The sequence below is a fragment of the Lysinibacillus sp. KU-BSD001 genome, from assembly GCF_042920265.1.
Taxonomy (GTDB): Bacteria; Bacillota; Bacilli; order Bacillales_A; family Planococcaceae; genus Lysinibacillus_B.
In genome coordinates this window covers 64,926-91,634 of the sequence record NZ_JBDQZI010000001.1, presented here as the reverse complement: position 1 = coordinate 91,634, position 26,709 = coordinate 64,926, and the positions used below count along the sequence as shown (strand labels likewise).

27 protein-coding genes are annotated in these 26,709 nt (G+C 38.4%); 7 read left to right on the top strand and 20 right to left on the bottom strand.

The genetic code is table 11. The annotated features are described in order from the left end of the window. Positions 1-11: 11 nt before the first annotated feature. Positions 12-1,430, bottom strand: coding sequence for an RNA polymerase II (locus AAGS61_RS00445; RefSeq protein ID WP_391366310.1), 1,419 nt, complete (start codon positions 1,428-1,430; stop codon positions 12-14). Positions 1,431-1,485: 55 nt separating this feature from the next. On the opposite strand from AAGS61_RS00445, the gene AAGS61_RS00440 reads away from it, so the two are divergent. Continuing rightward, positions 1,486-1,875 carry a DUF7147 family protein gene (locus tag AAGS61_RS00440; RefSeq protein ID WP_391366309.1) on the top strand — a complete coding sequence of 130 codons (390 nt, stop codon included), beginning with the start codon at positions 1,486-1,488 and terminating at the stop codon, positions 1,873-1,875. Here AAGS61_RS00440 and AAGS61_RS00435 read toward each other — a convergent pair whose 3' ends face one another. Next, the gene (locus AAGS61_RS00435; RefSeq protein ID WP_391366308.1) at positions 1,876-2,148 is read right to left on the bottom strand and encodes a YlbG family protein; all 273 of its coding nucleotides are present in this window, start codon (positions 2,146-2,148) and stop codon (positions 1,876-1,878) included. Between the two features lie 213 nt (positions 2,149-2,361). On the opposite strand from AAGS61_RS00435, the gene AAGS61_RS00430 reads away from it, so the two are divergent. After that, on the top strand, positions 2,362-3,273 hold the full coding sequence (locus AAGS61_RS00430; protein ID WP_391366307.1) for a glycerophosphodiester phosphodiesterase family protein: 912 nt from the start codon (positions 2,362-2,364) through the stop codon (positions 3,271-3,273). A gap of 67 nt (positions 3,274-3,340) precedes the next feature. On the opposite strand, the gene AAGS61_RS00425 is transcribed toward AAGS61_RS00430, so the two are convergent. Further along, complete coding sequence (locus tag AAGS61_RS00425) at positions 3,341-3,790, bottom strand: YlbF family regulator (RefSeq protein ID WP_391366306.1); 450 nt, start codon at positions 3,788-3,790, stop codon at positions 3,341-3,343. A 173-nt stretch (positions 3,791-3,963) separates the two neighbouring features. On the opposite strand from AAGS61_RS00425, the gene AAGS61_RS00420 reads away from it, so the two are divergent. Then, positions 3,964-4,464: a PaaI family thioesterase gene (locus tag AAGS61_RS00420; protein WP_391366305.1), complete on the top strand. Its 501-nt coding sequence runs from the start codon at positions 3,964-3,966 to the stop codon at positions 4,462-4,464. Here AAGS61_RS00420 and AAGS61_RS00415 read toward each other — a convergent pair. Both AAGS61_RS00415 and AAGS61_RS00410 read right to left on the bottom strand, forming a co-directional pair. After that, positions 4,435-5,904: a UDP-N-acetylmuramoyl-L-alanyl-D-glutamate--2,6-diaminopimelate ligase gene (locus AAGS61_RS00415; RefSeq protein ID WP_391366304.1), complete on the bottom strand. Its 1,470-nt coding sequence runs from the start codon at positions 5,902-5,904 to the stop codon at positions 4,435-4,437. The genes AAGS61_RS00420 and AAGS61_RS00415 overlap by 30 nt on opposite strands. Before the next feature lie 166 nt (positions 5,905-6,070). Beyond that, positions 6,071-7,138, bottom strand: a complete 1,068-nt coding sequence (locus AAGS61_RS00410; RefSeq protein WP_391366303.1) for a CAP domain-containing protein — start codon at positions 7,136-7,138, stop codon at positions 6,071-6,073. 154 nt (positions 7,139-7,292) lie between these two features. On the opposite strand from AAGS61_RS00410, the gene AAGS61_RS00405 reads away from it, so the two are divergent. Next, entirely contained in the window at positions 7,293-7,658 is a 366-nt protein-coding gene (locus tag AAGS61_RS00405) for a YugN family protein (RefSeq protein WP_391366302.1), read from the top strand. 82 nt (positions 7,659-7,740) lie between these two features. Here the strand turns inward: AAGS61_RS00405 and AAGS61_RS00400 are convergent, their stop codons facing one another. The 10 genes from AAGS61_RS00400 to coxB form a co-directional block, all read right to left on the bottom strand. Continuing rightward, positions 7,741-8,202, bottom strand: coding sequence for a DUF420 domain-containing protein (locus AAGS61_RS00400; protein ID WP_391366301.1), 462 nt, complete (start codon positions 8,200-8,202; stop codon positions 7,741-7,743). 25 nt (positions 8,203-8,227) lie between these two features. After that, complete coding sequence (ctaG, locus tag AAGS61_RS00395; RefSeq protein WP_391366300.1) at positions 8,228-9,145, bottom strand: cytochrome c oxidase assembly factor CtaG; 918 nt, start codon at positions 9,143-9,145, stop codon at positions 8,228-8,230. A 400-nt stretch (positions 9,146-9,545) separates the two neighbouring features. After that, the gene (gene cysC / locus AAGS61_RS00390; protein WP_391366299.1) at positions 9,546-10,139 is read right to left on the bottom strand and encodes an adenylyl-sulfate kinase; all 594 of its coding nucleotides are present in this window, start codon (positions 10,137-10,139) and stop codon (positions 9,546-9,548) included. Positions 10,140-10,151: 12 nt separating this feature from the next. After that, positions 10,152-11,291, bottom strand: coding sequence for a sulfate adenylyltransferase (gene sat / locus AAGS61_RS00385; RefSeq protein ID WP_391366298.1), 1,140 nt, complete (start codon positions 11,289-11,291; stop codon positions 10,152-10,154). A gap of 37 nt (positions 11,292-11,328) precedes the next feature. Then, positions 11,329-12,393, bottom strand: a complete 1,065-nt coding sequence (locus AAGS61_RS00380) for an inorganic phosphate transporter (protein WP_391366297.1) — start codon at positions 12,391-12,393, stop codon at positions 11,329-11,331. Positions 12,394-12,405: 12 nt separating this feature from the next. After that, positions 12,406-13,107 (bottom strand): phosphoadenylyl-sulfate reductase, encoded by a 702-nt coding sequence (locus tag AAGS61_RS00375; protein WP_391366296.1) that lies wholly within the window; start codon positions 13,105-13,107, stop codon positions 12,406-12,408. A 301-nt stretch (positions 13,108-13,408) separates the two neighbouring features. Continuing rightward, complete coding sequence (locus AAGS61_RS00370) at positions 13,409-13,750, bottom strand: cytochrome C oxidase subunit IV family protein (protein ID WP_391366295.1); 342 nt, start codon at positions 13,748-13,750, stop codon at positions 13,409-13,411. A 1-nt stretch (position 13,751) separates the two neighbouring features. Further along, on the bottom strand, positions 13,752-14,378 hold the full coding sequence (locus AAGS61_RS00365; protein WP_391366294.1) for a cytochrome c oxidase subunit 3: 627 nt from the start codon (positions 14,376-14,378) through the stop codon (positions 13,752-13,754). After that, positions 14,378-16,309 (bottom strand): cytochrome c oxidase subunit I, encoded by a 1,932-nt coding sequence (locus AAGS61_RS00360; protein WP_391366293.1) that lies wholly within the window; start codon positions 16,307-16,309, stop codon positions 14,378-14,380. Before AAGS61_RS00360 ends, AAGS61_RS00365 begins: the two co-directional genes overlap by 1 nt. A 39-nt stretch (positions 16,310-16,348) precedes the next feature. Beyond that, positions 16,349-17,413, bottom strand: a complete 1,065-nt coding sequence (gene coxB, locus AAGS61_RS00355; RefSeq protein WP_391366292.1) for a cytochrome c oxidase subunit II — start codon at positions 17,411-17,413, stop codon at positions 16,349-16,351. Positions 17,414-18,292: 879 nt separating this feature from the next. Between coxB and AAGS61_RS00350 the strand changes: the two genes are divergently transcribed. Further along, entirely contained in the window at positions 18,293-19,216 is a 924-nt protein-coding gene (locus AAGS61_RS00350; protein ID WP_391366291.1) for a COX15/CtaA family protein, read from the top strand. A gap of 34 nt (positions 19,217-19,250) precedes the next feature. On the opposite strand, the gene pyc is transcribed toward AAGS61_RS00350, so the two are convergent. The 3 genes from pyc to AAGS61_RS00335 all read right to left on the bottom strand — a co-directional run bounded on the left by pyc (position 19,251) and on the right by AAGS61_RS00335 (position 24,228). After that, positions 19,251-22,685, bottom strand: a complete 3,435-nt coding sequence (gene pyc / locus AAGS61_RS00345) for a pyruvate carboxylase (protein WP_391366290.1) — start codon at positions 22,683-22,685, stop codon at positions 19,251-19,253. A gap of 14 nt (positions 22,686-22,699) precedes the next feature. After that, positions 22,700-23,881: an FtsW/RodA/SpoVE family cell cycle protein gene (locus tag AAGS61_RS00340; RefSeq protein ID WP_391366289.1), complete on the bottom strand. Its 1,182-nt coding sequence runs from the start codon at positions 23,879-23,881 to the stop codon at positions 22,700-22,702. Positions 23,882-23,946: 65 nt separating this feature from the next. Continuing rightward, entirely contained in the window at positions 23,947-24,228 is a 282-nt protein-coding gene (locus AAGS61_RS00335; RefSeq protein WP_391366288.1) for a DUF1507 family protein, read from the bottom strand. A gap of 174 nt (positions 24,229-24,402) precedes the next feature. Between AAGS61_RS00335 and AAGS61_RS00330 the strand changes: the two genes are divergently transcribed. Both AAGS61_RS00330 and AAGS61_RS00325 read left to right on the top strand, forming a co-directional pair. Then, the gene (locus AAGS61_RS00330; protein ID WP_391366287.1) at positions 24,403-24,903 is read left to right on the top strand and encodes a peptidyl-prolyl cis-trans isomerase; all 501 of its coding nucleotides are present in this window, start codon (positions 24,403-24,405) and stop codon (positions 24,901-24,903) included. Between the two features lie 11 nt (positions 24,904-24,914). Then, positions 24,915-25,118 (top strand): YlaI family protein, encoded by a 204-nt coding sequence (locus AAGS61_RS00325; RefSeq protein ID WP_391366286.1) that lies wholly within the window; start codon positions 24,915-24,917, stop codon positions 25,116-25,118. Positions 25,119-25,153: 35 nt separating this feature from the next. Here the strand turns inward: AAGS61_RS00325 and AAGS61_RS00320 are convergent, their stop codons facing one another. Both AAGS61_RS00320 and AAGS61_RS00315 read right to left on the bottom strand, forming a co-directional pair. Continuing rightward, the gene (locus AAGS61_RS00320) at positions 25,154-25,957 is read right to left on the bottom strand and encodes an ABC transporter permease (protein ID WP_391366285.1); all 804 of its coding nucleotides are present in this window, start codon (positions 25,955-25,957) and stop codon (positions 25,154-25,156) included. After that, positions 25,923-26,708 (bottom strand): ABC transporter ATP-binding protein, encoded by a 786-nt coding sequence (locus AAGS61_RS00315; RefSeq protein ID WP_391366284.1) that lies wholly within the window; start codon positions 26,706-26,708, stop codon positions 25,923-25,925. Before AAGS61_RS00315 ends, AAGS61_RS00320 begins: the two co-directional genes overlap by 35 nt. Position 26,709 lies beyond the last annotated feature (1 nt).

Here is a 26,709-nt window from a genome sequence, read left to right as displayed (position 1 = left end):
CACCTAACTTTCTACTGCTGTGCTGTTGTAGTAATCTGAACAGATTGCTCATCCTTTTGCAAATTAATTAAAAATAAACGCTGCAACCACGATTCCTCAATGTAGTAAGTACCGGCCACAACAGAAAGAGGCGATGTCGTCGTATTATAACGACGTTGATTAAATACATAGAAACCATGTTCATTCTCTGGGAAGCGGAAGACACGCGTATCACTATTTACATAATAACCATTTGGACCAAGTGATGTAGTATAACCGATACTATGCAATAATGGATCTGCTGTATATAATACTTTCCCTTCATATAAAACAACATCAATATCTTCTGTTAGCACACTATTTACATACACTTTTCGTTTATCATGGAACATAAATGGATACGTTTGCGCTGCATCTACATTCATCGATAAATATTCGGTATATGTACCAAGAACAGCTGATAATTGCTTATCTAAAACTTCTGGCGAAACGACATTTCCTTCCAATTCTTTTAGACGTTTTTTCCAATCAGCTAGTTGTTCTTCTGTCATTTGATTTGTTAATATTTCCATGATTTTTTGCGCTCGCGGCGTACCAAAAGTCTCGCCTGATAAATACATAGCAACAACATGCTTTAGCCACAATGGTGAATCAACAAATGTATATTGTGATTCGACTTGTGCCATCATAAACTCTTTTTGCAGTGCCGGTACTGATAACTGCGGTAAAAACAACATACGATGTGCTTTCACCTCTATATTATTTCCAGCAATAATGGCAATATGCTCATCACTTAAACGATTTAGTTCGTCTGCAGCCTGGCTTATCTCTGCTGAAATATCGGTATTCGCATAAATGGATAATGCGTCTGTTTTCTTTTGTAGTGCAAGTCCTGTTTGTTGCCAATAAAGATCATAAACTTGTCCATTTCCACTAAACATTGAATAATTAACAAGGGCTAAAGATTGCTGACCAATTAATGGCAATCCCGTCACCCACTGACCAGCCACTGAACTTTCTGTTGAAATATGCACCGTTGAAAATTTTACATCACCGTTTTTTAAAGATGCATATACATTTTTGACTACGTTTTCAGACGTTAATCCGCCTTCAAGCGGAATAATATACGAAACGGATTGAGTACGGTTTTCACCTGCTTCAAATGTCGCCTTATCCTCACTTAAACGTGCACAGCTATATTCTGTTTCTAAAAAACAATTTCGATCGGTTGCTAATGCGGGCCATACAATCTCCAGTGAATCATTCGGTAAATTTTTGAAATGATGGCGGATATCTAGACTTCCTGCTCTATACGTAATTTCAATTTCTTGTGAATACGTAAACGCTTCATTTGTTGGAATGTCTTGATTAGAATACACTTGGTATTGCATAAATAACATAGCGCCGACGATGATTGAGAATGTTGCAAATAAACTCACTGCAAATTTCATGTGCCTGTCCTCCTGCATCGTGATACTATATGGTATGGAAAGGATGTGAAACATAATGATTCAACAATTTATAGAGCTTGGTCAAGGTTACGGAGATGTATATGAATTATGCGAACTCATTCAAGCAAACAAAGTACGTTTCCACGAAGCATTTATCTTTACGTCTACTAAAAATGAACAAACATATTGCTCACTAGCCGTTGCGTTTCAACCTGTAGGAGAAAGCAAATTTATGCCTATTTACATCTGCCGTGAAGGCATTCCTTACAGTGCAGAAAAAACGACAAAACGGATGACATTATTTACAGACGCTTTAGCTTCTATCGATAAAAAAGCAACTACACTTGAAGTGAAACACTCTTCTATCTTTTCAGAAACAAACCAGTTTTATCAATACTTAATTGGTATTTTACGCATGAGCCGTTATATACCTCCAATGCAATAGTTAAAGGCCTATTTTATAGTCATATTCCTTTGCCTTATCTGGTTTCGCATTCTCAAACTCCGTTTTTAATAGCGGACGGAATGACTCAACAACGTCTTTCACAAATGGAAGACGTTGTAGTTTTTGTTTAAGCATTTCAACGTCCTCTTGATTGCAATACATTGCGACGTACTTCATTTTGCGTGAAATATAATGCACATGACCATATTTACGAAGGGACTTGGCGTGCTTTAACTGATGCACATAAACGATGATTCCTTGCCTTTCTATCATATATAAATCCTCCATTTCTTGATATGAGCATACCATACAGTCAAAATTGATAGCAACAGCGTTTAGCTGACAGAAGGTAGTATTTTCCGTTATAATAGAAATAATAGAGTGTTTTTTCCTCACGAGTTTCATGTAAAACAGCGCTCTATTTATGTCTTACATGTATAATTGAAGCTTTACAAAGGAATACGTAATGTATGAGGAGGATAAAGTATGGGAAAAAAAACAAAAATCGCACTTGCCATTGCAGCAGCTAGCGCAGCAGTATGGGCAGGGACAAAAGCAGTAGCAAAACCACAAAAACGTGAAGATAAAGACGTACTAAGCTTTACACGTCCAATTGTATTAGCACATCATGGTGGCGCTCATTTAGCACCCGAACATTCGATGTTGGCATTTGAAAAAGCAGTGCAGTATGGTGTAGATGGATTTAAAGTGGATGTCCGTCTTACAAAAGATGAGGAAATTATTTTATTCCACGATGCATCAACGGAGCGACTAACAGGCGTCTCTAGTTCTGTAAAAGACTTAACACTTGCTGAATTACGCGAGTTAAATATCGGAGAAAACTTTGAATGTTTAGAAGGCAACTATCCATATAAAAACGAACAAGTAGAAGTTGTAACATTGCGTGAATTGCTTGAAACATTCCCTGAGAAGGTTGTATATATCGATATTAAAGATGCTCCTGATACTTATGAAGGTAGCTTAATGCCTTCCAAACTATGGCGCCTACTTGAAGAATTACAGGCAACAAACCGTGTCATTGTCTCTTCAAATTATAGCGAACAAGCTGATCGCTTTAATTTATACGCACAAAATCGCGTAGCATTAGGCGCTGGTGATGCTGATATTACAAAAGCATATACATCATTTACAAGCCAATTTGGACACCTGTTCAATCCAAAAGTAGATGTATTTGAAGTACCATTAAAATCTAATGTCATGAATTTTGATTCACCAAAATTCATCAAATTCTTAAGCGATTTAAATTGCCATGTCTTATATACAGAGATTAACGATTTAGTAACGATGTCTCGCTTAGTTCGCTCCGGCGCAACAGGCATCATTACAGATCGCCCTGATATTGCTGAAACTTTACTAAAGAAATACGTAAATGTATAAAACAAAATGCGAGAGGTATCCAACACCTCTCGCATTTCGTTTAAGGACAACATAAACATTCTCCCCTTTATACGGAACAGCCACAACTACCGCCTGAACCGCAACCTCCCGTACTACACCCGCTTGCTGTGGCAAAAAAGGGATTACTTACAGGTACTTTGACAGCTTCTGATACGGACTTCCCAATCAGTAGACTCACTTCATCTAACAAATCTTGATAGTCATTTTCTGCAATTTTTAGCTGTGCAATTGCATCATTTAAATCTAGCGCACGCTTCTGTTCGCGTATTTTTTTCATGATTGTATGATAATCGGGATGATATTTCCCAAAACGTTGTACGTCTTCATATTGTTCTTTAAGTCGGCTAAATGTATGAATTTGCTCTACAAGCTGGTGATTGTCATATACTGCGCGGTAGGCATCACGTAAATTGTTAGCTTGTTCAGAAGAAAGAATCATCGCACTTAACGCATCAGCTTCATCTAAAATAAAAGCCCACTCTGAAGTCATTATCATCGAAAATTCCTCCAATCTCCCACCTATCATAACAGAAAAGATGTTATATTTGTTATTAGAAAGACACATCTTGCCCCAAATAGTTCGAGATGATGTCCTTGCTTATATGGATCTCCTTCAATATATATACTTTACTAACTACTAAATAATACTCAGGATAAAGGAAGAACATTATGATTGCATCGAAAAAACAGGAAGCGGAGCAACTTTTACAATCGATTTTGGCACATAGTACACCAGAAGATGAAGAAGTACTTATGCATCTGCTTCAAGGATTACACGACAAACAAACAGGTATTCATAACCGCTATATTAACGCTACTTTACATATGATGGGTGAGTTTTATACTGACCATAGCATTGTACGTATACCTGTAACACCTGTTATCCATAATACGATTAAAGTACCGCATGGTGGCATTTTAGCAACGATTGCTGATGCTGCGATGGGCGGACTTGCTTCTCGGTCGGTTGAAGAAGGGAAAAATGTTGTCACAACCAATTTAACAATCAACTATATCGCGACAACGAAAAACAAGGAATTAATTGCGACAGGCTATTTCGTAAATAAGGGGCGTCGAATGATCGTTATGGAGTGTGTGATTGAAGATGAAACAGGTAAAAAATTAGCTACGGCTACTGCATCATTTTTCGTCATGGAGCCGCGTCAGTAAATTCGTTACATAATCAATATCAGAAAATGGGGTTGTAACATCGCCAATTGTTTGCGTACGTTCATGCCCCTTTCCAGCAATGACAATAATATCGCCTTCTGTCGCTTGCCTTAGCGCTGTTTCAATCGCTTCAGCGCGAGATAAAATAACCTCATAGCTTTGAGTCGCAAAAAAGCCTGTGGCAATTTGTTCATTTATCACTTCGGGGTCTTCACTTCGACAATTATCCGTTGTTAAAATAATATGATCTGCATACTTAGATGCTACCGTGCCCATTTCTTTTCGCTTTGCTACATCTCGTTCTCCACCACAACTAAATACGACGACTAGCTTTTGGTCGACTGTATTTTTAACTGCCTGTAATACCGCTTTTAACGCATCGGCTGTATGCGCATAATCGACAATCACTTGAAAACCTTGACTACTATGGAATGTTTGCATTCGACCAATCGGTAAAGTAAGCGTTGGTACTTCTTTCATTACATCCTCAAATGGAAAACCAAGCATATCCATTACAGTGATAGCTGCTGCTACATTTGACCGCTGATAATCACCTATAAACGGAATAGTAATGACCTTTTCATGATTCGCCATTTGGACGCAGCATGTACTTTCTGCTTTTCCTTCCGCCAATAATTGCAATAAAACATCCACTCGACCCTTTATGCCAAAGTAGCGTTTCTCACGCTTCGCCAGTACGCCCACCCCTCGACAAAAAGAATCGTCTCCATTTAATACGATTTTTTTACTCAGTCCTGCTAGGCGCTGCTTCGCCAACTTATACTGTTCAAACGAGCCATGATCTTCTAAATGGTCTTCCCCTAAATTCAGAAAAACACCAATATCAATATCGCATTCATCCAGTCGATGTGTAGCCAAGCCCATTGATGAAGCTTCCATTACAACATACTGTACATTTTTTCGAACAGCTTCAAGTAATATTGGATGTAAATGTTTTGGTTGCAATGTCGTTAACTGTTCTATATTTGTACTAAATAACGTACCATTTAGATAGACGCCATTTGTACCAATTACTAATACACGTTTATTCATTTTTTGCAATAACTGTCCTATCAAGTGACTAACCGTTGTTTTGCCATTCGTACCTGTAATCGCAATGATTGTCAGTGCTTCAGAAGGAAAGCCGCATAGTTTTGCACTGGCATAGGCACTGAATTGTAATATATTAGGCACCCAAACGAATGGGATATCGCTAACACACCCATCAAAAAACACTTCATCGTCCACAACGATCGCCTTTGCACCTGACTCAATCGCCTTTTGGATCCATTTTTTACTATCATGTTTTTTTCCTTTACGTGCGATAAACAAATCCCCTGGTCGCACTTCATCCACGACATCTTCTAAACGAAAAACCTCTTCTCGAATTGAGCCTTTTACAGTGCACGGCCAATCTTTTAATAACTCTGCTAATTGCACGTTACACCCTCCTGCTCTACAGTATGTGGGCGCACAAAATTTGACACAAAAAAGCCATCGCTTTATAACATACATGACGAATGTACAAGACGTTCATATTCATGTTTTATGGTAATTAAAAAAGTGCAAACATGGCGCAAAATGCCCTTGTTTACACTTTCAACAGTTATTCCGTTTCACTTTCTTCTTGTACTACTTGCTTAAGAAATATTTGAGTATAGTAATTATAATACACACCTGTTCCCACATGCGTGTATTCATCATTCAACATTGTTTCGCGATGATTTGGCGAATTTAATAAGCCATGCACCGCTTCAATGGCATCATAATAAGCCATCGCAACATTTTCATTCGCCTTTTCATATACAATGTTACTATCTTTTAGCCGCTGTTGTAGTGACCCATATGTAGGTGACTCATGTGACATATAATTTTGAAGAAACATGTCTTCACTATGCGCCATTGCCGTCGTATTTAACTCATTAAACGTCAATAGCGGTTCTAGGTCGTACTTTTGTCTATATACATTCGTCAATTCAAATAGTTGTTTTGCCATTGTGCGATTCAGTTCAAATTGTAAAAATGAAGATGGCGTTTGCTTCTCTACTAATTCTCCCGTAAATTGCATTTCGTAAGGCTGATGCTGTACGAGCGTTTTCCCGTTCATATACCGAATCCCTGCTAATATGCCTCGTTCTTCATCTATGTATAGCTGCGCGTATATTGTATCGAACTTTGCCAATAAACGATTTTTCGTATCATCTTCACTCATCGTAAAGATGAAAACATTCTCATCAATTGCAACAGATACTTCTGCATCTACGATCGTCATACGATAAACATCTTCAACCGATTGTCCAATATAATATGGACTAACGTCGATATTTTCCGCATTCGTATATACTTGTGTTATTTGCCCTTGCTCAATTCCAAACATGATCGTAGCATCTCGATTATATACCCACCATTCATAACCAAATGCAGAACGATCTATCCTATTAGGTTCCCCGTAGTTTTCCAATACTATTTCCGAAGGCTGACCAATCATTGTCGAAATACCTGTCTCAGGTCTTGATAATGCTTCATTGTAATCATTTATGTACTGCTCAGAAGGGATCGCTTGTTGCACTGCATTCGGTCCTTCTAACGGAACATTTTGTTCTTCTATATTTGAATAGTAAAAAATAATGCCTAAAAAGCTCGAAATGATTAAAATACGAAATAGTGCCTTCATAAATTTCCCTCCTTTTACTATAAATGATTCTCTATAATTATATCAATTCAGCCAAGCTTGACACAATGTTGTCATTGCAACATCTGTAAATTTGCTCTATTATTAAAAACAGAGCGTATAAAATATGTACGATTTGCTAAAGGAGGATATTACAATGTATTTTGAAAATACAAAAATTGAAAACATTGTTGTTGATCAAGACTTTCTTACAAACATCTTAAAAAATCATGGCTTAGAATGTTATGGCGAGTGGGACTATGATCGCATGACATTTGACCGCCGTTTCGACATTCGTGAAGGTCGCTTCTACTTACGCGTTTTCTGTGAAGCGATTTCTGGCGATGTAGGTGCTCACGATGCAACTTTAAAAATTTTAAAACCTGCTCTTGGTAAATACTACTACCCACATGGTGTAGAATATAATGACGAGACATTCCCAGCTCACCTTGTGAAAGATTGTGAGCAGATTTTTACAGCTGTTGCAAAAGATCTTGCACAATATGGTTTTGAAGCGAAATAATGAGTGATAGGCAACCAAAGCTGGTTGCCTTTTTTCTTTACATGAAAAAGCTCCTATGCATTACACATAGAAGCCTACATACTTAAAAACCTAAAATTGCTTTAATCACAGACGTCGTTTCGCCGCCTTCATAAATTACATATAATAATAAATAGACCATTACACCTGTGATTGCTGTAAAGAACCAAATAATACTTGAAATCGGTCCAATTTTACGATGTAATTTTAAATTGTTTTTATAGCCTGACCAAAGACTCGTAATACCGAAAACAGCTCCCACTGTTGCAAGTGTAATATGGAAAATTAAGAAGAACGTATAGTAGCCTTTTAACTCCTCTGGACCACCAAACGCTGTATTTCCAATAAATACTGTACGTGAAGCATAAATGATAAAGAAAATAGTTGCCGCAACACCAGCAGCATACATTACCTTTCTATGCGCTTCGATTTTTCTTTTTGCGATTAAGCCCCATCCAATCGCTACTAAAATAGCACTCAGCACGATGAATGATGTACTAATAGTTGGTAAAATTGGTACACTCATTTCCTATTCTCCTATTCCTATCTAATTAATTATAATTTGTGCGATTTTGTTGGAAATCACGTAATGCCTTTTCATTGATTTCCTGTTGGCTACCACGTTCACTCACCCACCATTGACGGAAAATGCGCGCTAAAATCACACCAAAAATAATTTCTTGAATGATTTTCATCATGACGCCGCCCACTTGTTGATCACTTACTGGGTCCATATTAGAAAATAGCTCAGGACCTGATAAATTAAGACCAGCTAATGTATCAACAGGCACACATAGCTCCATCGCTTGTAGCCATGCGTCTGCCTCTGTATAAGTTGCATACATCGGGTGTGACGCAAAAATAATTAAGGCACAAGCTGGTGTAATTAATACCGCATTTCCTGCAATATATGCCAGCTTATTAATATTTTTCATCTTATGTTGTCCATCTACTTGATTTAATAATGGCCAATACATAAATAAAGCTGTAATAAATAAGACGAATGTATAGATGCCATGTAGCGTCATATCTAATTTAATGGCATCAAAAACGGATGGAATATGGTAAAAGCTAAACATCGCAATAAAGATAAAAATCGCAACAAGTGGTTGTGTAAAGATTTTAAATATCGTACGTACAACGGGCGCTTCTACAACGACTTTCCATACCCACCACGGGATACCTTTAATGATGAAAATAGGTACTAATAATAATAAGAATGCCATTTGCACCATATGCATCGTAAACATAATATGACCTAATAAATCAATTGGAGATCCTTTAATGATATATAATATAATCATCGCTAGAATAAAATAAATGGCTTCGCTTTTCTTTAAAGGCTCGCTTACTTTAAAATCTTTTCTCCATGTAACAGTTGTTAAAAAGTAAACGACTGTTAAAAATGCGATGACCCCGATTAAATAAGGGCTCCATAACGCTTGAAAACCAAATATACTAAGTGGCATAAAATCGCGCTCCTTTAAACTTCAATATCTCTATTATAAATGTCGTTTTTAGAGACTTCAATGAACATAGTATGACAATTGCATTATGAGGGAATGTTGAGAAATACGCAAGAACAAAAGTGCTGCTTATCCTCGACAAATGTACTTACCATACGTAGGAGAGAGTCGAAGCGTCGTGAGGGAATGACAATTTTGCCTAGATGTATATACTTTTTTAAATGATTGTTATTTCATAATGTGACACTTATCATTTCTTAATCAACGAAAAAAGAGCCGTCTGAAAAAATATTTTAAGACGGTTCCTTTGCGACGAGGATAATAGCATAATATTTCTTAGTAGATATTAATCAAGAAGGGGATGTCTAGAAAGCTTTCACTTTCTGGACACCCCCTTCACTATTTAGATTAATCCTTTTTCAATTAAAAATGCATGCAGTTGTTGTACACATTGTTCGATAGAGTTATGTTCAGAATCTAGGACAATTTCCGGATGTAACGGCTCTTCATACGGCGCACTAATGCCTGTAAAGTTTGGGATTTCATTGTTACGCGCTTTTTTATAAAGCCCTTTCGGATCACGCTTTTCACAGGCGTCAACCGAGGCTTTTACATATACCTCAATAAACTCGTCGTCTTCTACTAAAGCACGAACAACCTGACGATCTTCGCGATAGGGAGAAATAAATGCCGTTAACACAATTTGTCCGCTTTCAACGAAAAGTTTTGACACTTCGCCAATGCGACGAATATTTTCTTTACGGCTTACTTCATCAAATCCTAAATCATTATTTAAACCATGGCGAATATTATCTCCGTCTAACACAAACACTTGCTTATTATCCTCAAACAACTTGCGAGCAAATGCATTGGCAATACTAGACTTTCCTGATGCCGAAAGACCTGTAAACCATAAAATAAAACTGGAATGGCTATTTTGTTCACGGCGCTCTTGTTTTAAAATAGATGCCTCATGCCATAAGATATTTGTGCTCATCTCTATATCCTCCTATACCGTCGCTTCTTCTCGTAATCCACGAATTAACACTTCAATGACTTCTTTACGGCTAAATGTACTTGGCGGAATTTCACCTGCTCGTAGCATTTCGCGTACTTTTGTGCCAGATAAAATAACGCGTGCTTCTGGACCATGCGCACATGTTTTCGTTGTGGCCATTCCTTCACATTCACTGCAGTAGAAACTATGCTCAAACTTTAACGGTGTAATACCAATCTCTTCTGGCTCAAATAAATCAAATAATTTTTGTGCATCATATGTGCCGTAATAATCACCAACACCCGCATGATCGCGTCCAACAATAAAGTGTGTACAACCGTAATTTTTCCGTACTAGAGCGTGGAAAATCGCCTCACGAGGGCCTGCATAACGCATGGCTGCTAAAAATACCCCTAGTTGCACACGCTCTTTCGGATAATATTTTTCAAGCAGGACTTCATAACTTTCCATACGAATAGTTGCTGAAATATCATCTGATTTCGTCTCACCTACAAGCGGATTTAAAAATAGCCCATCCACAATTTCAAGCGCTACTTTTTGAATATACTCATGGGCACGATGCACAGGGTTACGAGTTTGGAATCCCACGATTGTTTTCCAGCCTTTTTCAGCAAAAAGTGCCCGTGTTTCCGTAGGCTCAAATGTATGAGCTGGGAATGGTTTCTCAGCTTTCTTAATTAATGTAACGGCGCCGCCTACATAAACATTTGGACGCTCAACTAATTTCGCTACCCCTGGATGTGCTAATTCTTCCGTTCCGTACACATATTTTGCCTCTTGCTGCTTATTCGGTTCATAAATATCTCCAACTGTTAATGTACCGTAAACTTCTCCATTAAAAATAAGTTTCACTTGTTCCCCGCGGTGCAATGTCGCAGCAACTGCCGGTTCTACTGGCAATGTAATTGGGATACTCCACACTATGCCATTCGCTAAACGCATATTTTTTACAACAGATTCATAATCGGCTTGATTTAAAAAACCATCTAATGGACTATACGCTCCTATCCCGATTAACTCTAAATCACTTAACGCGATTGCATCTAATTGAATTTCCTTTTGAATTGCTGAAACATCTGTATCTGGACGATACGTATTAATTAACTCCCCACCATGTGCTTGTAAACTCATTATACTTCCTCCAATTATTCCAATTTAATTACTCAGTTTAAATACCTGACCCTTCGTCGTTGAAGGTTTGTTCCTCTTCTCGTACAATTTGCATTAAACTAAAAGCACCCATAATCGCGATTGCTACACTTACAAGTACAATCATTGAATAATAATCACTTTCGATAAATACTTTGACCAACATATAGGATATCGCTAACGAAAACAGCGGAGATACAATCCAAATTCGTAAAATTTTTTTAACAATATTTTTATCAAACACTTTGGCACCGTTTTTAGCAACGCCTAATCCAATGATACCTGAAGACGTAACTTGTGTTAGCGGGACCGGTAAACCAAAAATAGAACTAATCCCTACTAATAATGCACCTGTACTCGAAATTAAAATGCCTTCTGTTTTTTCATATCTTGTAATCTTTTTTCCATTCGTTTCAAGGACACGTCTTCCTAGAAAAAGTGCACCAAAGGCAACAAAAACCCCGCCAATCCAAACACCTTCAGTGATTGTCATCATATTTGCACCAACAAGGGGACCAACAGCGTTCGCCACATTATTCATACCTGCTGAAAAAGCTTCAAAAAAGCCGGCGATAATAAGTAAAAATGTAAATAACGGGCGATCTTTCAAATAACCTTTTTGCTGAAAATGATAAAGAATTTTCCCTCCTATCAATAATAGTAAAAATGCAATGATCGGTACGATAAACCAAAATGCCATAATATATAACAACTTCTCTATATAAAGCACTTGGTACGCGACACCGACACCGACAATGGAACCTACTGTTACTTCGCTGGTGGATAACGGAATCCCCATTAAATTTGCAATAAACAATGTACTTGTGGCAGCTAATAAAATAATGATGACTAACTTTACTGTAATAATGCTTTCGGGAATAATGCCGCCACTAATTGTTTTAACAACTTCTCCCCCTCCTAATACGGCACCGGCTATAACACCAATTCCACAAAGCAGAAGGGCAAATTTAGCATTTTTTATTGCGCCTGAGCCATATGCCACCCCCATAGAAGCTGCAGCTCCACTTGCACCAATATTTGCTGCAAAAAATAAGGCAATGGCAATGGCAATGTATTCTAGCATGTAAGTCCCCCTTTATCCGTGCAAGCCGCACTCCGTTTTCCCATTACCTGCCCAGCGACCTGATCGTAAATCTTCCATCGTGAAAGCAGGCTTCGTACATGTTTCACAGCCAATGCTTGGATACCCTTTATCATGAAGCGGATTGTATGGTAAATTGTGCTTTGACACATATCGCCATACATCTTTCCATGTCCAATAAATAAGTGGACATACTTTAACGGATTTAAAACGGTCATCGATATTAATGTATTCAATATTTGCTCGTGTTTCAGATTGCTCACGGCGTAACCCTGAAATCCAAGCTTTTGAAGCAGTCAATGTTTCATTTAAAGGAACTAGTTTACGAATATGACAGCACTGATTGGGCTCTCTTTCCCAAAGTGCAGGACCATATTGTTCTGCCTGTTCTTCAAGTGATAATGTTGGCTTTTTCATGTCAATTTGCAACTGTGGATATTTTTCTTTCACACGTTCAATCGTTTCATATGTTTCTTTAAAGTGGACATCTGTATCTAAAAAAACAATTTGTGCATCTGGCTTCACTTTCGAAATTAAGTCGATTAGTACAATCCCCTCAATCCCGAAGCTACATGCATATACAATTTCCTCATTGTAATGTTCATACGCCCATTTCAGAACTTGCAATGCCCCTTTATACGTGTCATCTTGTTCAAATTCAATATCTGGCTTTTGCCAATTCTCATACGTTAACAATCCATTTCCCCCCTACTAAAATAAAAAGGCGCTCTAATGCATGGCCAAAGCCTGCATTAAAACGCCTCTAGTTGACTAGTCAGCTCTATTTTCAGTTCATCCATTGAAAAAGGTAATCATTTTGTTTTCACTTAATGAATACTCTTATAATGAAGTATACTATACATTACCTATTAGTCAACTAGGTTTTTGTATTTTTTTAATTAATTATCTCTTTGAGTATTTGCACTAACCGATATTGCATATGATTAAACACATAAAAAAACGCCTCTAGCAAATGCTAGAGACGTTTTCAATGGAATTACCACCAAATAATTGTTAAGAACGCTACGAAGAACGTAAAGGCGATAAATCCGCCGCCCCACATGAAGAATTGAATAACACCCATGTGCGGAGCATCTTTTTCTTCCATATGCATGAAAGAATAAAGCTGTTGTACTACTTGAATACCTGCTAGTAATAATACTAACGGTTTAATGAAGTTTGGAGCAAAGTCTGCTACAACTGCTGAGAATGCAACAAATGTTAGCAGGATCATAATCGCGAACTGCGTTACTTGCTTACGCATTTTTTTTGAGTTTTGAACGCGATCGTATTCATACTGTGCCTGAGAACGAGTTTCAAAATGAGTATCGTGTGCCATATTATCCTAACACTCCCATCAAGTAAACTACTGTAAAGATGAATACCCAAACAACGTCAATGAAGTGCCAGTAAAGTGAAGCGATGAAGTACTTCGGTGCGTTGTATAAGTTAAGACCACGATTAGCATTACGGATTAGTAGACCAGTAATCCAAACTAAACCGATGATAACGTGTAAACCGTGCGTACCTACAAGCGTGAAGAACGCTGAAGAGAACGCTGATTGCGTATAACCAAAACCAATGTGTACATAGTGTTGGAACTCATAAATTTCTAACCCTAAGAAGCCAAGACCTAAAAGAACAGTAATTGCCATCCAAGTCTGAACACCTTTGAAGTTATAGTTTTTCATGTGGTACATCGCGTACACAGAAGTTAATGAAGATGTTAATAATAACATCGTCATGATAAATGCTAATGGTAACTCATAAAGACCTTTAGCAGAGAACTCCATACCAGCTGGACCTTGGTCTTTAAGCGCTAAGTATGTTGCAAATAATGAAGCGAAAAGTACAACCTCACACGAAAGGAAAATCCAGAAACCTACGAATTTGTTTTTACCTTCCATAGTCGCTTGCTCAGCGTGCTGAGGCCAGCTTTGTGGAGTAAATTTATGATTGATATCCATTATTTTTTACCCCCTTTAGCACGGTATTCAGCAAGTTCACGCTCGATTTGTTCCACTTCTGCTTTATGCACATGGTAGCCTAAATCGTCTTTGAATGAACGAGTAATCATACAAGCAACTGTTAAACCTAAACCACCGATCATTAATGCTAATGATGCAGCTGGTGAAACACTTTCAGCAGTACCTGCAATCGCTTGGTCACCCCATGGACTATAAAGAGCACCGAATGCAGCAACGAACATACCGATTGACATTAATAAAGGTAAAATTGAGTTATTTGGCATGTGAATATCGCCTAGTGGCTCAGCATACACCATACCCTCTTTGTTGCCTTCTTCCTTTTCAATCCAATATGGATCGTATCCACGAACAAGTGGCGTTTGTTTGAAGTTGTAGAATGGAAGCGGTGTTTCAAGCGCCCATTCAAGTGAACGACCATCGCCCCAGTAGTCACGACGGTTAACTGGTGCTGATTTAATTGATAATAATACGTTAATTACTAATAGGATTACACCAACACCCATCATTAATGCACCAACTGTTGAAATCATGTTGAATGAATCCCAACCTTGATCGCCCATGTATGTGAATACACGACGTGGCATACCCATTAAACCTAAGAAATGCTGTAAGAAGAACGTTAAGTGGAAACCAATGAAGAATACCCAGAAAGTAAGTACCCCTAGTTTTTCATTTAACGTACGGTTAAACATAATCGGCCAGTAGAAGTGAGCTGAACCGAATAACGCAGTTACGATACCACCTACGATTACGTAGTGGAAGTGAGCTACGATAAAGTAAGAATCGTGTAATTGGTAGTCAAGTGGAGCAGTTGCCTGCATTACCCCTGTCACACCACCCGCAACGAATGACGGGATGAAACCAAGTGCATAAAGCATTGGTACTGTAACTTTAATAGATCCGCCCCAAATAGTTAAGATCCAGTTGAATACTTTCATACCAGTTGGTACAGCGATTGCCATTGTTGCTACCGCGAAGATTGCGTTGGCAGTTGCACCTAAACCTGTTGTGAACATGTGGTGAGCCCATACCATGAACCCTAAGAAACCGATTAAAATTGTTGCGAATACCATTGAAGAGTATCCGAATAAACGTTTACGAGCGAATACCGGAATAATTTCAGAGAATAAACCGAACGCAGGTAATACTAAAATATATACTTCAGGGTGACCGAAGATCCAGAATAAGTGCTCCCAAACAATCGTGTTACCACCCATTGTATGGTCGAAGAAGTTAGCTCCGAACATACGGTCCACTAACATTAAGAATAAACCAACTGTTAATGGAGGGAATGCGAATAAAATTAATGTACTTGAAACTAGTGTAGTCCAAGTGAATAGTGGCATACGCATGAACGTCATACCAGGTGCACGCATCGTAATAATCGTTACGATGAAGTTGATACCCGAAATTAATGTACCCGCACCAGAAATTTGTAAACCTAATACATAGAAGTCAATACCATGACCAGGTGAATATAAAGATAATGATGCATAAGAAGTCCACCCTGCATCAGGAGCTCCACCCATAAAGAATGACAGGTGAAGGAATACTGCACCAAGGAAGAATAACCAGAATCCTAGTGAGTTTAAGAACGGGAATGCTACGTCACGTGCCCCAATTTGAAGCGGAACGATCGCATTCATAAATGCAAATAGTAACGGTGTCGCTGCTAAGAATAGCATCGTCGTACCGTGCATTGTTAATAATTCGTTAAATAGGCCCGCTGAAATGAAATCGTTGTTAGGAATCATTAATTGAATACGTATAAGTAGCGCTTCAAAACCAGCGATTGCGAAGAACAATGTACCAGCAACTAAATAAAGAATGGCAATCTTTTTATGATCGACAGTCGTTAAATAATCCCAGATGTGTCCTCCTAAGCCCTTTTTCTTTGCCACAGAGCTCACAACTTTAACCTCCTTCAAAGTTTCTGTCTAAGTGTGAAATTAATCTTCTACTTTTAATGTCATTAAGTACTCAGCAATAGCTTTCGCTTCTTCTTCTGAAACATTGTATTTACCAGTCATTAAGTTGCCTGGTTTGTAGAACTCTGGATCCACAATCCAGTTTGTTGTTTCTTCTACAGTGTGATCCATGAAACCAGCTACGCGGTTACGGTCACCGAATGCCGCTAAGTTCGGTCCAACACCAGCACCAGATACACCTGATACTGCGTGACAGCCTAAACAGCTTTTTGCGAATGCTGCTTCCCCAGCATTTGTTGAGTTAGCATCCGCTGTATTCCCTTCAGTCGCTTTCATAGCAGCTACCCATGCATCAAATGCAGCAGGCTCTAATGTTTTAACTTTGAAGTCCATTAAAGCATGTGAAGGACCGCAAAGCTCAGCACATTTACCATAGAATACGCCATCTTTTAAGCCTTCAGACTCTTTGTCGAATTGTAAATAGAATTTGTTTAAATTATCTACGTTTGTATCCATTTTACCGCCGACTGCTGGAATCCAGAAAGAGTGCTTAACATCAGCAGCGATTAGGTTGAAGTATACTTTTTCACCAGTTGGAACAACAAGCTCTTGCGCTGTAATAATTCCTAAATCTGGATATTCAAACTCCCACCAATATAATTTTGCAGTTACGTTTACAGTAAGTGCTGTTTTGTTTCCTTCTTCATCTACTTCATCCATTGCAGCAACATTTGCAAATTTATAAGTAGCTGTAAGTGTAGGAACAGATAAGATTAACAGTAATATAATTGGAATTACTGTCCAAATTACTTCAAGAGTATGGCTACCTTCTACTTGTTTAGGCATATAATTTTCGCCTACTTTTGAACGGCGGAACTTAACGAAAGCAAGTAAATAGATAACAGAAACAATGACAACTACTAACGTCATAATCGCAGTTGCAAGTAATAAAATATTCAGCTGTTCTTGACCAACTGGACCAGCTGGTGTAAGTGTCGAAATATATTCTTCACCACAAGCTGAAAGGAAGACAGTCATTACTGCTAACAGCGAGAATAGACGCCATTTTTTAAGCCCTTTCATCATAGCTTAATAAAACCTCTCTTTCTTTGTTGTATTTTCATGTGTAACCAGGACTATGGTTTAGTTCTATATGAATTCTTATCATCCAAGAAAGAATCCCTAACACTAGCTTATCATTGAACAGATCGTGTTAATAGTACATACTTCATCCGGCTATCTAGTTCATGAACAAAGTTTGTCTAATTTCGATCTTTTCCAATACAAGCATTGAATAATTATGAAATAACTATTCATTTAATTTTCTCAGCTGAACGCCTCAAAGATTATGTCTCTAACTAGTCCCCACATGCTGGCACCAAGTAATGCCATAGATCAAAAAAATTCACTTACAAATTATTAAGGACCGGCAACACGTGAATGAGTGGTGAGTATCCCATATTCAATATGTACACTGCAAATGAATAGAGAACTTGTTTAAAAGACAAACATTCCACTCAATGTGAAAAGTACCACTAAATTAGAATAGCCGCTTTCAATCTTTATGAATGCAAATAATTCCTTTACATCTGATGGCTTTTCCAATTCAGTATACAACTTCCCTAAAAGTTACCATTCCTTTCATTTTTGTAAGCATATTCCGCTATCATTAACTATATCGAAATTTGTCTATGATTTCTAGACGTTTGGTGAAATTTCGGTGAAAGTTTCATGAAATCGGAATGAAGCGAATCCGCGAGAAAACAACATATATATAGTAATCCATTTTCTACTATCATTTGTGAAAGTTAGGGTACGAATTTATGAACAATTTGTGAAATGGAAATCGTATCTAAAAACGGATTCTCGTTAGAAGTTGTCTTTTGCTACTTTATTCGCTATCATCTAAAACTAGAGACGCTTTTTAAGAGCGATGTTGATATTAGAAGTAGGTGGCACATTATAATGCAACATAGTAAATATTTGAAATGGCTAGCTGTAGCAGCAACATTAGGCATGCTGCTGATCCTTTTAGGGGGGGCGCTCGTTACTAAAACCGATAGTGGTTTAGGTTGCGGACGAAATTGGCCGGACTGTAACGGATCTCTTATCCCTAAAGAAATTACAACAGAAGTATTAATTGAATTTTCACACCGACTAGTAACAGGTTCCGTATCCATTTTCATCGTTGCTTTAGTTTTTTGGACTTGGCGCAAATTAGGTCATATTAAAGAAGTAAAGTTTTTAGGCTTTAACGCCATTTTCTTTCTTGTTGCACAAGCGCTGATTGGCGCTGCACAAGTATTATGGGGGCAAGGGGATTTCATTTTAGCATTGCACTTCGGTATTTCTCTAATCTCATTTGCTGCCGTGCTATTACTTTCTTTAATAGTATTTGAAGTAGATACAAAGTTTGATGCAGACCAAGTATTCATTGCACCTAAATTAAAATGGCATATTATCGGGGTTACAATCTATTCTTATATCGTCGTGTATACGGGGGCACTTGTACGTCACACAGACTCAAGCTTAGTTTGTCCAGATTGGCCGTTCTGTCGCAATGATCAGCCATTTGCATTGCCATACAATATGTATGAGTGGGTTCAAATGGGGCACAGATTTGCTGTATTACTCATCTTTATTTGGATACTGTACATTACACTCCATGTCGTGAAAAACTACAAAGAGCAGCGCGTGATTTACTGGGGCTGGATTATCGCATTCATTATTGTCATACTACAAGTATTAGCCGGCATGTTAGTCGTTTTAACAAAATTGAATTTGACTGTATCACTATTACACTCTTTGTTTATTTCATTATTATTTGGCTTGTTCTGCTATATGATTTTACTTGTCTATCGCAGCAATCAAAACGAAAAATTAAAATAAGAGTACGAGGTTTGAAACCTCGTACTCTTATTTTTTATGTTAATTCAATTAATAGGTCGCCTGTGGAAATGGCATCTCCTGCTGAAGCATATACTTCTTTGACAATCCCATCTTTTGGTGCTTGTACAGTCGTTTCCATCTTCATCGCTTCAGTAATCAACAAGTGGTCGCCACGCTTTACTGAACTCCCTTTGGATACAACAACTTTGAGCACTGTCCCTGGCATTGTCGCACCGATTTGATTTGGATTGGACGGATCTGCTTTTAATGCAATACTGCCATCGACTTCTACCGTCATATCTTGAATCACCAGTTCACGTGATTGGCCGTTTAACTCGAAGTACATAACGCGCGTACCGTCATGTTGCGGTTCACCAATTGACACCAACTTCACAATTAACGTTTTGCCTTTCTCGATTTCTACCTCAATTTCTTCTCCTAGCTTTAAGCCATATAAAAATGTCGGCGTATCGAGCACTGAAATGTCACCAAATAAATCGACAGTTTTAGCATACTCCTCAAATACTTTCGGATATAATGCATAGGCAAGCACGTCTTTATTTGTCACATCACGCCCTATTTTTTCCGCTAAGTCTTTCGCTAATTGCTCAAAGTCAACAGGTGCAAGTAATTCTCCTGGACGCACGGTAATCGCTTCACGATCTTTTAACACTACTTGTTGTAGTTTTTCTGGGAAACCACCATGTGGTTGACCTAAATAGCCTTGGAAAAATTCGATGACCGAATCTGGGAAATCCAACGTTTGTCCACGCTCATCAATATTGTCTTCATCTAGGTTATTTTGCACCATAAATAATGCCATATCGCCTACTACTTTCGAAGACGGTGTCACTTTCACGATATCCCCAAACATCATATTGACACGTGAATACATCGTTTTGACTTCATCCCAACGGTCGCCAAGTCCTACTGCTTTTGCTTGTTGCTGCAAGTTGCTGTATTGACCGCCTGGCATTTCGTGTACGTAAATTTCCGAATGAGGTGCATTCATGCCACTTTCAAAGTCCACATAGTATTTACGCACATCTTCCCAGTAGTAAGAAAGCTTTTCAAGTGACGCAATGTCCGCTCGTACTTGACGCTCGCTTCCTTTCATCGCATAGTAGAGCGAGTTTGCACTTGGTTGTGATGTTAAGCCCGCCATTGAACCGAGTGCCGTATCAATAATGTCGACCCCTGCTTCAATCGCTTTGGCATATAAGTAAATCCCGTTACCGCTTGTATCATGCGTATGCAAGTGAATTGGTAAGCTTGTTGCCTCTTTTAATTCGGAGATTAAACGATACGCGGCTTCTGGTTTTAAAAGTCCCGCCATATCTTTAATCGCTAAAATATGTGCACCTGTATTTTCTAACGCACGTGCCATCTCTTTATAGTACTGTACTGTATATTTCGCACGTGTATCATCTAAAAGATCGCCCGTATAACAAATGGCTGCTTCTGCAACCTTCCCTGTGTTACGCACTTCATCAATCGCTACTTCCATTCCTTTGATCCAGTTGAGTGAATCAAAAATACGGAATACATCAATACCAGATGCTGCTGATTCCTGAATGAATGCCCGAATTAAATTATCTGGATAGTTTGTATAACCAACTGCATTGGCACCACGCAATAACATTTGGAACAGTACATTCGGCACTTGTTGACGTAGTTTTTCAAGACGTGCCCACGGATCTTCTTTTAAAAAACGGTACGCTACATCGAATGTAGCCCCTCCCCACATTTCAAGCGAGAAGTAATTGTGCATGAGACGACTTGTTGCATCTGCGATTTGGAACATATCTTGCGAGCGCACACGTGTTGCTAGAAGTGATTGATGCGCATCACGGAATGTCGTATCCGTTAATAGCACATCCTCTTGCGCTTTAATCCATTCCACTAACCCATCCGCACCGCGCTCATCTAAAATTTGCTTTGTACCTAGTGGTGGCGGTGTGAGCAAATCAATTTTCGGTTGCTCTGGTTGCGTAAAAATAGGCTTTGCTTGTTTTTCTACACCTGGGAAGCCGTTTAATGTAACATTTCCAATATAGCTAAGCAGCTTTGTACCTCGGTCTTTTCGTACTGGGAACACAAATAATTCAGGTGTTGAATCAATAAAGCTTGTATCGAATGTTCCTGTTAAAAATTTTTCATGTAATACAACATTTTCTAAAAACGGAATATTCGTTTTGACACCTCGAATACGGAATTCACTTAAATTTCGGCTCATCTTCGCTGCGGCCTCATTAAACGTCATACCCCAAGTCGAAATTTTGACAAGTAGCGAGTCATAATAAGGTGTGACAACCGCGCCTTGGAATCCATTACCCGCATCTAGGCGAACGCCAAAGCCACCACTTGAACGATACACCATTAACTTTCCTGTATCCGGCATAAAATCATTTTTCGGATCTTCCGTCGTCACACGTGATTGAATCGCATATCCGAATAGTGGGATTTCTTGTTGTGCCGGAATATTAATTTCAGGTGAATGAAGGATATAACCAGCTGCAACTTTAATTTGCGCATGCACGATATCTACACCCGTAATCATTTCCGTAATCGTATGTTCTACTTGAATACGCGGATTCACTTCGATAAAGTAGAAATGATCGCCAGCTACTAAAAACTCTACTGTGCCTGCATTCACATAGCCTACATTTTTCATGAGCTTTACAGCCGCATCACAAATTCGATTACGCAGTTGTGTTGAAATTGAATTCGATGGTGCAATTTCAACAACCTTTTGATGACGTCGTTGAATGGAACAATCGCGCTCATATAAATGCACAATGTTTCCTGCTGTATCACCAATAATTTGCACTTCAATATGTTTTGGTTTTACAATCGCCTTTTCAACATACACCTCATCTGAACCAAATGCTGCCTTTGCCTCTGATTTAGCCCGTTCATAGGAAGAAGCAAGTTCTTCTTTCGTTTGCACGAGGCGCATCCCACGGCCACCACCACCAAGTGCTGCTTTAATCATAATTGGATAGCCATACGCCTCACCAAATGCCGCGACCTCTTCCAAACTTGCTACTGGACCGTCTGTACCTGGAATGACAGGAATGTCTGCTAAAATCGCTTGTTCACGCGCTTTTACTTTGTCGCCAAACATGTCGAGATGCTTAGATGTGGGCCCGATGAACAAAATACCTTCTTCTTCACAGCGGCGTGCAAACTCCACATTTTCAGATAAAAAGCCATACCCTGGATGAATCGCATCCACACCAGCATCCTTTGCAATCGCCAAAATTCCTTCAATGTCTAAATAAGCATCAATCGGCTTTTTTCCTACTCCTACAATATACGCTTCATCCGCTTTGTAACGATGAAAGGCACCGCTATCCTCACGCGAATAAATAGCCACCGTTTTCAACTTTAGTTCCGTACACGCTCTGAAAATACGGATGGCAATCTCCCCTCGGTTTGCGACCAACACTTTGTGAATGTGTGTCATTTCTCCTCAACCCCCTATAATAGCTTTTTTTTATCTTTCTTATAGTACATAGAGACATTCATTAAAATGCCCATCGCTAAAGAAAGCATCAATATAGAAGTACCGCCGTAGCTTATAAAAGGTAGCGTTACTCCGGTTAACGGGATTACTCCCGATACACCCCCTAGATTTACAAAGGTTTGAAACCCAATCCAACTACCAATTCCACCTGCAATCATACGTGCTAGCGGATCTTTTGTAGTCATTGCCATATAGAAACTGCGAAGAACGATTATTCCAATACCACCAATCACGATGGCTACCCCAAGAACACCTAATTCTTCTGCAATAATTGCCATTATAAAGTCATTTTGTGGTTCTGGTAAATAACCAAGCTTTTGAATGGATTGACCAAGTCCTACCCCTTCTAAACCACCTTGTCCAATCGCTAAATACCCATTAATCACTTGGTAACCAGACCCTTGTTCATATGCAAACGGATTTGACCAAACTTGTAATCGCCCTAATCGACTAGCATTAAAAATAGAATCATGCTTAAAGAGTGCTAAAGCACCGGCCAGGACGCCACCGAATGCACTTAATACAGTAAAGAACCGAAATAATGACTTTCCTCGTATACCACTTAAAAAAACAACCGAAATAGCAATCATAAAAATAATAATGAATGCCCCTAAGTCTGTTTCTAAGCCGACACTCAATAAAATAATGAGCCAAATCGCAATCGGATAACCGATATCATTAGGTTTTACATATTGAATGGATTTTTCTTTTAAACTTTTTTTATAAAAAGAACCTGCTATATATAAAATAATAAATAGTTTTGCATATTCAGAAGGCTGGAACGACATCCCCAACACTCGAATCCAACTTTGTGAACCTGTTTCCTCACGACCAAATCCATCGACATTTAACCAAACAAGTAAAATTGCCATCATAGCCATACCAAAAAGCATGACGAATTTATTACTGTAATGTTTGTAAGGAAAAAAGGCACCGATACAAAATATAACTGCAGCAACGACTAAATTGATTACTTGCTTTCGATAAAAGTAGTCGGGTGTTCCATCCTCATACATAATACCCACCATCATGCCCGCACTATAAATCATGACTAATCCGAACAAACATAAAAATACGTATGTAAAAAATAACAAATAATCAAAGTTCCTGAAGTATGTTGCGAAATATTTTTTCATTATTTTAACCCTCATTTTAGAAAAAAAACTCAAACCGCATTACGCATGCGTTTGAGTTTTTTCTATTATTTGTCTGTATATGCATCATGCAGTAAGGATAACTCTTTTTCCAAAGCATCAAGAATGTCCTTGCCTTGTTCACGCTCAATAAGACCTACCTTTACGGCAAAGTCAATTTCACGCGATAAGCCAAACATTTGTGTATCTAACACTTCTTCGTATAAAGGACATTGTGGCATCGTTAAATTATCCATTTGTACTTTAATTAAACGAGCAATTTTACCTGCATCTGTTTGTAACTGCTCTAATGCTTTCTCCTGGAAGGAAGCTTGTGATTTAGTATCCATGAGGACGCCCCCATTATCTGATATTTCTTCGACTCTATCTTAATAAAGTTTATCTTTTCAAGGATAAAAATGCAAGTGTCTTTGCATATAGACGCAAACTTCATTTAAATGTTTCTTATTTTATAAAAAAGGCGTTATACTGTATGAGGATATATTATAAAAGGAGGATTTTTGATGAACTCAATCATTCCTATTAAAGGCGCGGTTACATATTCGCTAACACTGGATCCAACCGTTTGGATTTTTGATGACCGCCGCCTTGATTTAACAACTTATTTTGTCACAGAAAAAGCACCTGATAATACAGAAGAAAAATATTTAGCCGATGTTGGTGCACACTGGTCACGTGAAATTATGGAAGGTGCTGTTTTCCCGCCAACCTTAAAAACAGAACGTAAATTTGACCGTAAAGGGATGCTCACAGGGACATTTGGCATGGCAATTAGCCCTTTCCTAAAAAATGCAGAAATTAAACCAGAAGCGACACAAATTGTATTTGAATGCGCCAATGGGGAGGAACATGTCTTCTCCATTGAAGAAGCAAAAACAATCATTTTCAAATTTAGTCAAGATGGCAAACCGATTACAGATGGTGGTCCGGTTCACTTATTATTTGATGATGGTTCAAACGTTGACAACCCTATTAAAGAGGTTATCGCGATTCGTGTTCAATAAGGAGGAATAGCATGCGCGTCAAATGCGTCATTTGTGATTCAATCCACCAGCTATCAGATGATTTGCCTTTAGCAAAAAAATTACGAAATCGGCCCATTCATACGTATATGTGTGAGCCATGTAGCGAACGAATTGCGGAAAAAACAGAACAACGCATTGCAACAGGCAAATTCAAATTTTACCGCACCTCTTCAAAGATTGATGAAGAATTTTAAATACGAAAAACCCTTGAGCATGCTCAAGGGTTTCTTCACCCATTCTTCACTAATTTCTTTTCTAGTAGCTCTACCACTTGATACATAATTGTTGCAAAAATAGCGATGATCACAAGTGACATTAAGACAAGATTGAAATTGAATACTTGGAAGCCGTAAATAATTAAATAACCAAGTCCCTGTTTCGAGACAAGAAATTCCCCAACGATGACCCCTACCCAAGATAGCCCAACATTTACCTTTAATGTTGAAATAATTGTCGGAAAGGATGCAGGTAGAACGGCTTCTTTGAACATTTGCAGCCTGCTTGCATTAAACGTTTGCAGCACCTTCAAATAATTTCCGTCTACCCCTTTAAAAGCTGTATAAATAACAATCGTTGAGATAATGACGGAAATAATAGCCCCCATTGTAATAATCGATGTCATACCCGGTCCTAGTGCTACGATTAAAATAGGGCCTAGCGCTACTTTTGGCATCGCATTGAGTATGACAAGATATGGATCTAGCACTTTCGATAAAAAAGATGACCACCAAAGAATAGCTGCTAATATCGTGCCGAGCAGTGTACCGATAATAAAACCCAATACGGTTTCAAATAATGTAATACCAATATGGGCAAATAAAGTACCATCGGAAATCTTATCGATAAATAATGCCCCAATTTTTAATGGTGAACTAAAAATGAGCTGATCAATCCACTGCCATCTAGAAGCGAGCTCCCATAGACCGATAAAACCAATTAATATTACAAGTTGAAAAAAACGAATCAATCGCTTTTCTTTTATTAATGATTTTTTATATTCATTGTGAAGTGTTTCCGTGTTCAAGACTTTCAAGCTCCTTCCAAATCATTTGGAATAGCGTAGAGTAGGTTGGATGGGCACGAGCTTTAAATGTTGTTAAACGTTTTAACTCTTCCGGTACTTCAAATGTTTTATATACTCTTCCTGGACGAGCTGAAAAGATAAAAATCCGATCACTCATCGCAATCGCTTCACCAATATCATGTGTGACGAGGATAGCCGTTTTGCCAAATGCCTTCAACATTTCGGACACTAAATCTTCTAATTTTAATTTTGATTGATAGTCAAGTGCCGAAAAAGGTTCATCTAATAGCAATATTTTCGGATCCACTGCTAACGTTCTAGCTAATGCTACCCGCTGCCTCATGCCACCAGAAAGCTCTCGAGGAAATTTTTTCCTGATATGCGGTAGGCCGATCATTTTTAATAAGCGGGACGTAATTTCTTGTATTTGTTCTTGTTCTTTATTTAAAAGCGTGAGTCCTAATGCAATATTTTCTTCAATCGTTTTCCAAGGGAATAAATAATCTTGTTGCAACATATAGCCGATTGACAAGTGATTATTTTCGTAAACGGGTTGTTCTTCAATTAAAACCGTTCCCGTTGTTGGAGGGAATAAACCGGCAATAATCGATAAAAGCGTCGTCTTCCCGCATCCACTAGGCCCTAAAAAAGAGATAAATTCACCTTTTTGAATGGATAAGTGAATATTTTGTAATGCTTCTGTCGCCGTTTCAGTTGAAAAATACGTATGATGTACATTGTTAACTGTTAAAAACTCCATA

What these genes read in the sequence shown, in the direction of transcription:
- AAGS61_RS00445 (WP_391366310.1), bottom strand. Translation starts at nt 1,430, where the DNA reads ATGAAATTTGCAGTGAGTTTATTTGCAACATTCTCAATCATCGTCGGC.
- AAGS61_RS00440 (WP_391366309.1), top strand. Translation starts at nt 1,486, where the DNA reads ATGATTCAACAATTTATAGAGCTTGGTCAAGGTTACGGAGATGTATAT.
- AAGS61_RS00435 (WP_391366308.1), bottom strand. Translation starts at nt 2,148, where the DNA reads ATGATAGAAAGGCAAGGAATCATCGTTTATGTGCATCAGTTAAAGCAC.
- AAGS61_RS00430 (WP_391366307.1), top strand. Translation starts at nt 2,362, where the DNA reads ATGGGAAAAAAAACAAAAATCGCACTTGCCATTGCAGCAGCTAGCGCA.
- AAGS61_RS00425 (WP_391366306.1), bottom strand. Translation starts at nt 3,790, where the DNA reads ATGATAATGACTTCAGAGTGGGCTTTTATTTTAGATGAAGCTGATGCG.
- AAGS61_RS00420 (WP_391366305.1), top strand. Translation starts at nt 3,964, where the DNA reads ATGATTGCATCGAAAAAACAGGAAGCGGAGCAACTTTTACAATCGATT.
- AAGS61_RS00410 (WP_391366303.1), bottom strand. Translation starts at nt 7,138, where the DNA reads ATGAAGGCACTATTTCGTATTTTAATCATTTCGAGCTTTTTAGGCATT.
- AAGS61_RS00405 (WP_391366302.1), top strand. Translation starts at nt 7,293, where the DNA reads ATGTATTTTGAAAATACAAAAATTGAAAACATTGTTGTTGATCAAGAC.
- AAGS61_RS00400 (WP_391366301.1), bottom strand. Translation starts at nt 8,202, where the DNA reads ATGAGTGTACCAATTTTACCAACTATTAGTACATCATTCATCGTGCTG.
- ctaG (WP_391366300.1), bottom strand. Translation starts at nt 9,145, where the DNA reads ATGCCACTTAGTATATTTGGTTTTCAAGCGTTATGGAGCCCTTATTTA.
- cysC (WP_391366299.1), bottom strand. Translation starts at nt 10,139, where the DNA reads ATGAGCACAAATATCTTATGGCATGAGGCATCTATTTTAAAACAAGAG.
- sat (WP_391366298.1), bottom strand. Translation starts at nt 11,291, where the DNA reads ATGAGTTTACAAGCACATGGTGGGGAGTTAATTAATACGTATCGTCCA.
- AAGS61_RS00380 (WP_391366297.1), bottom strand. Translation starts at nt 12,393, where the DNA reads ATGCTAGAATACATTGCCATTGCCATTGCCTTATTTTTTGCAGCAAAT.
- AAGS61_RS00370 (WP_391366295.1), bottom strand. Translation starts at nt 13,750, where the DNA reads ATGGCACACGATACTCATTTTGAAACTCGTTCTCAGGCACAGTATGAA.
- AAGS61_RS00365 (WP_391366294.1), bottom strand. Translation starts at nt 14,378, where the DNA reads ATGGATATCAATCATAAATTTACTCCACAAAGCTGGCCTCAGCACGCT.
- coxB (WP_391366292.1), bottom strand. Translation starts at nt 17,413, where the DNA reads ATGATGAAAGGGCTTAAAAAATGGCGTCTATTCTCGCTGTTAGCAGTA.
- AAGS61_RS00350 (WP_391366291.1), top strand. Translation starts at nt 18,293, where the DNA reads ATGCAACATAGTAAATATTTGAAATGGCTAGCTGTAGCAGCAACATTA.
- pyc (WP_391366290.1), bottom strand. Translation starts at nt 22,685, where the DNA reads ATGACACACATTCACAAAGTGTTGGTCGCAAACCGAGGGGAGATTGCC.
- AAGS61_RS00340 (WP_391366289.1), bottom strand. Translation starts at nt 23,881, where the DNA reads ATGAAAAAATATTTCGCAACATACTTCAGGAACTTTGATTATTTGTTA.
- AAGS61_RS00335 (WP_391366288.1), bottom strand. Translation starts at nt 24,228, where the DNA reads ATGGATACTAAATCACAAGCTTCCTTCCAGGAGAAAGCATTAGAGCAG.
- AAGS61_RS00330 (WP_391366287.1), top strand. Translation starts at nt 24,403, where the DNA reads ATGAACTCAATCATTCCTATTAAAGGCGCGGTTACATATTCGCTAACA.
- AAGS61_RS00325 (WP_391366286.1), top strand. Translation starts at nt 24,915, where the DNA reads ATGCGCGTCAAATGCGTCATTTGTGATTCAATCCACCAGCTATCAGAT.
- AAGS61_RS00315 (WP_391366284.1), bottom strand. Translation starts at nt 26,708, where the DNA reads ATGGAGTTTTTAACAGTTAACAATGTACATCATACGTATTTTTCAACT.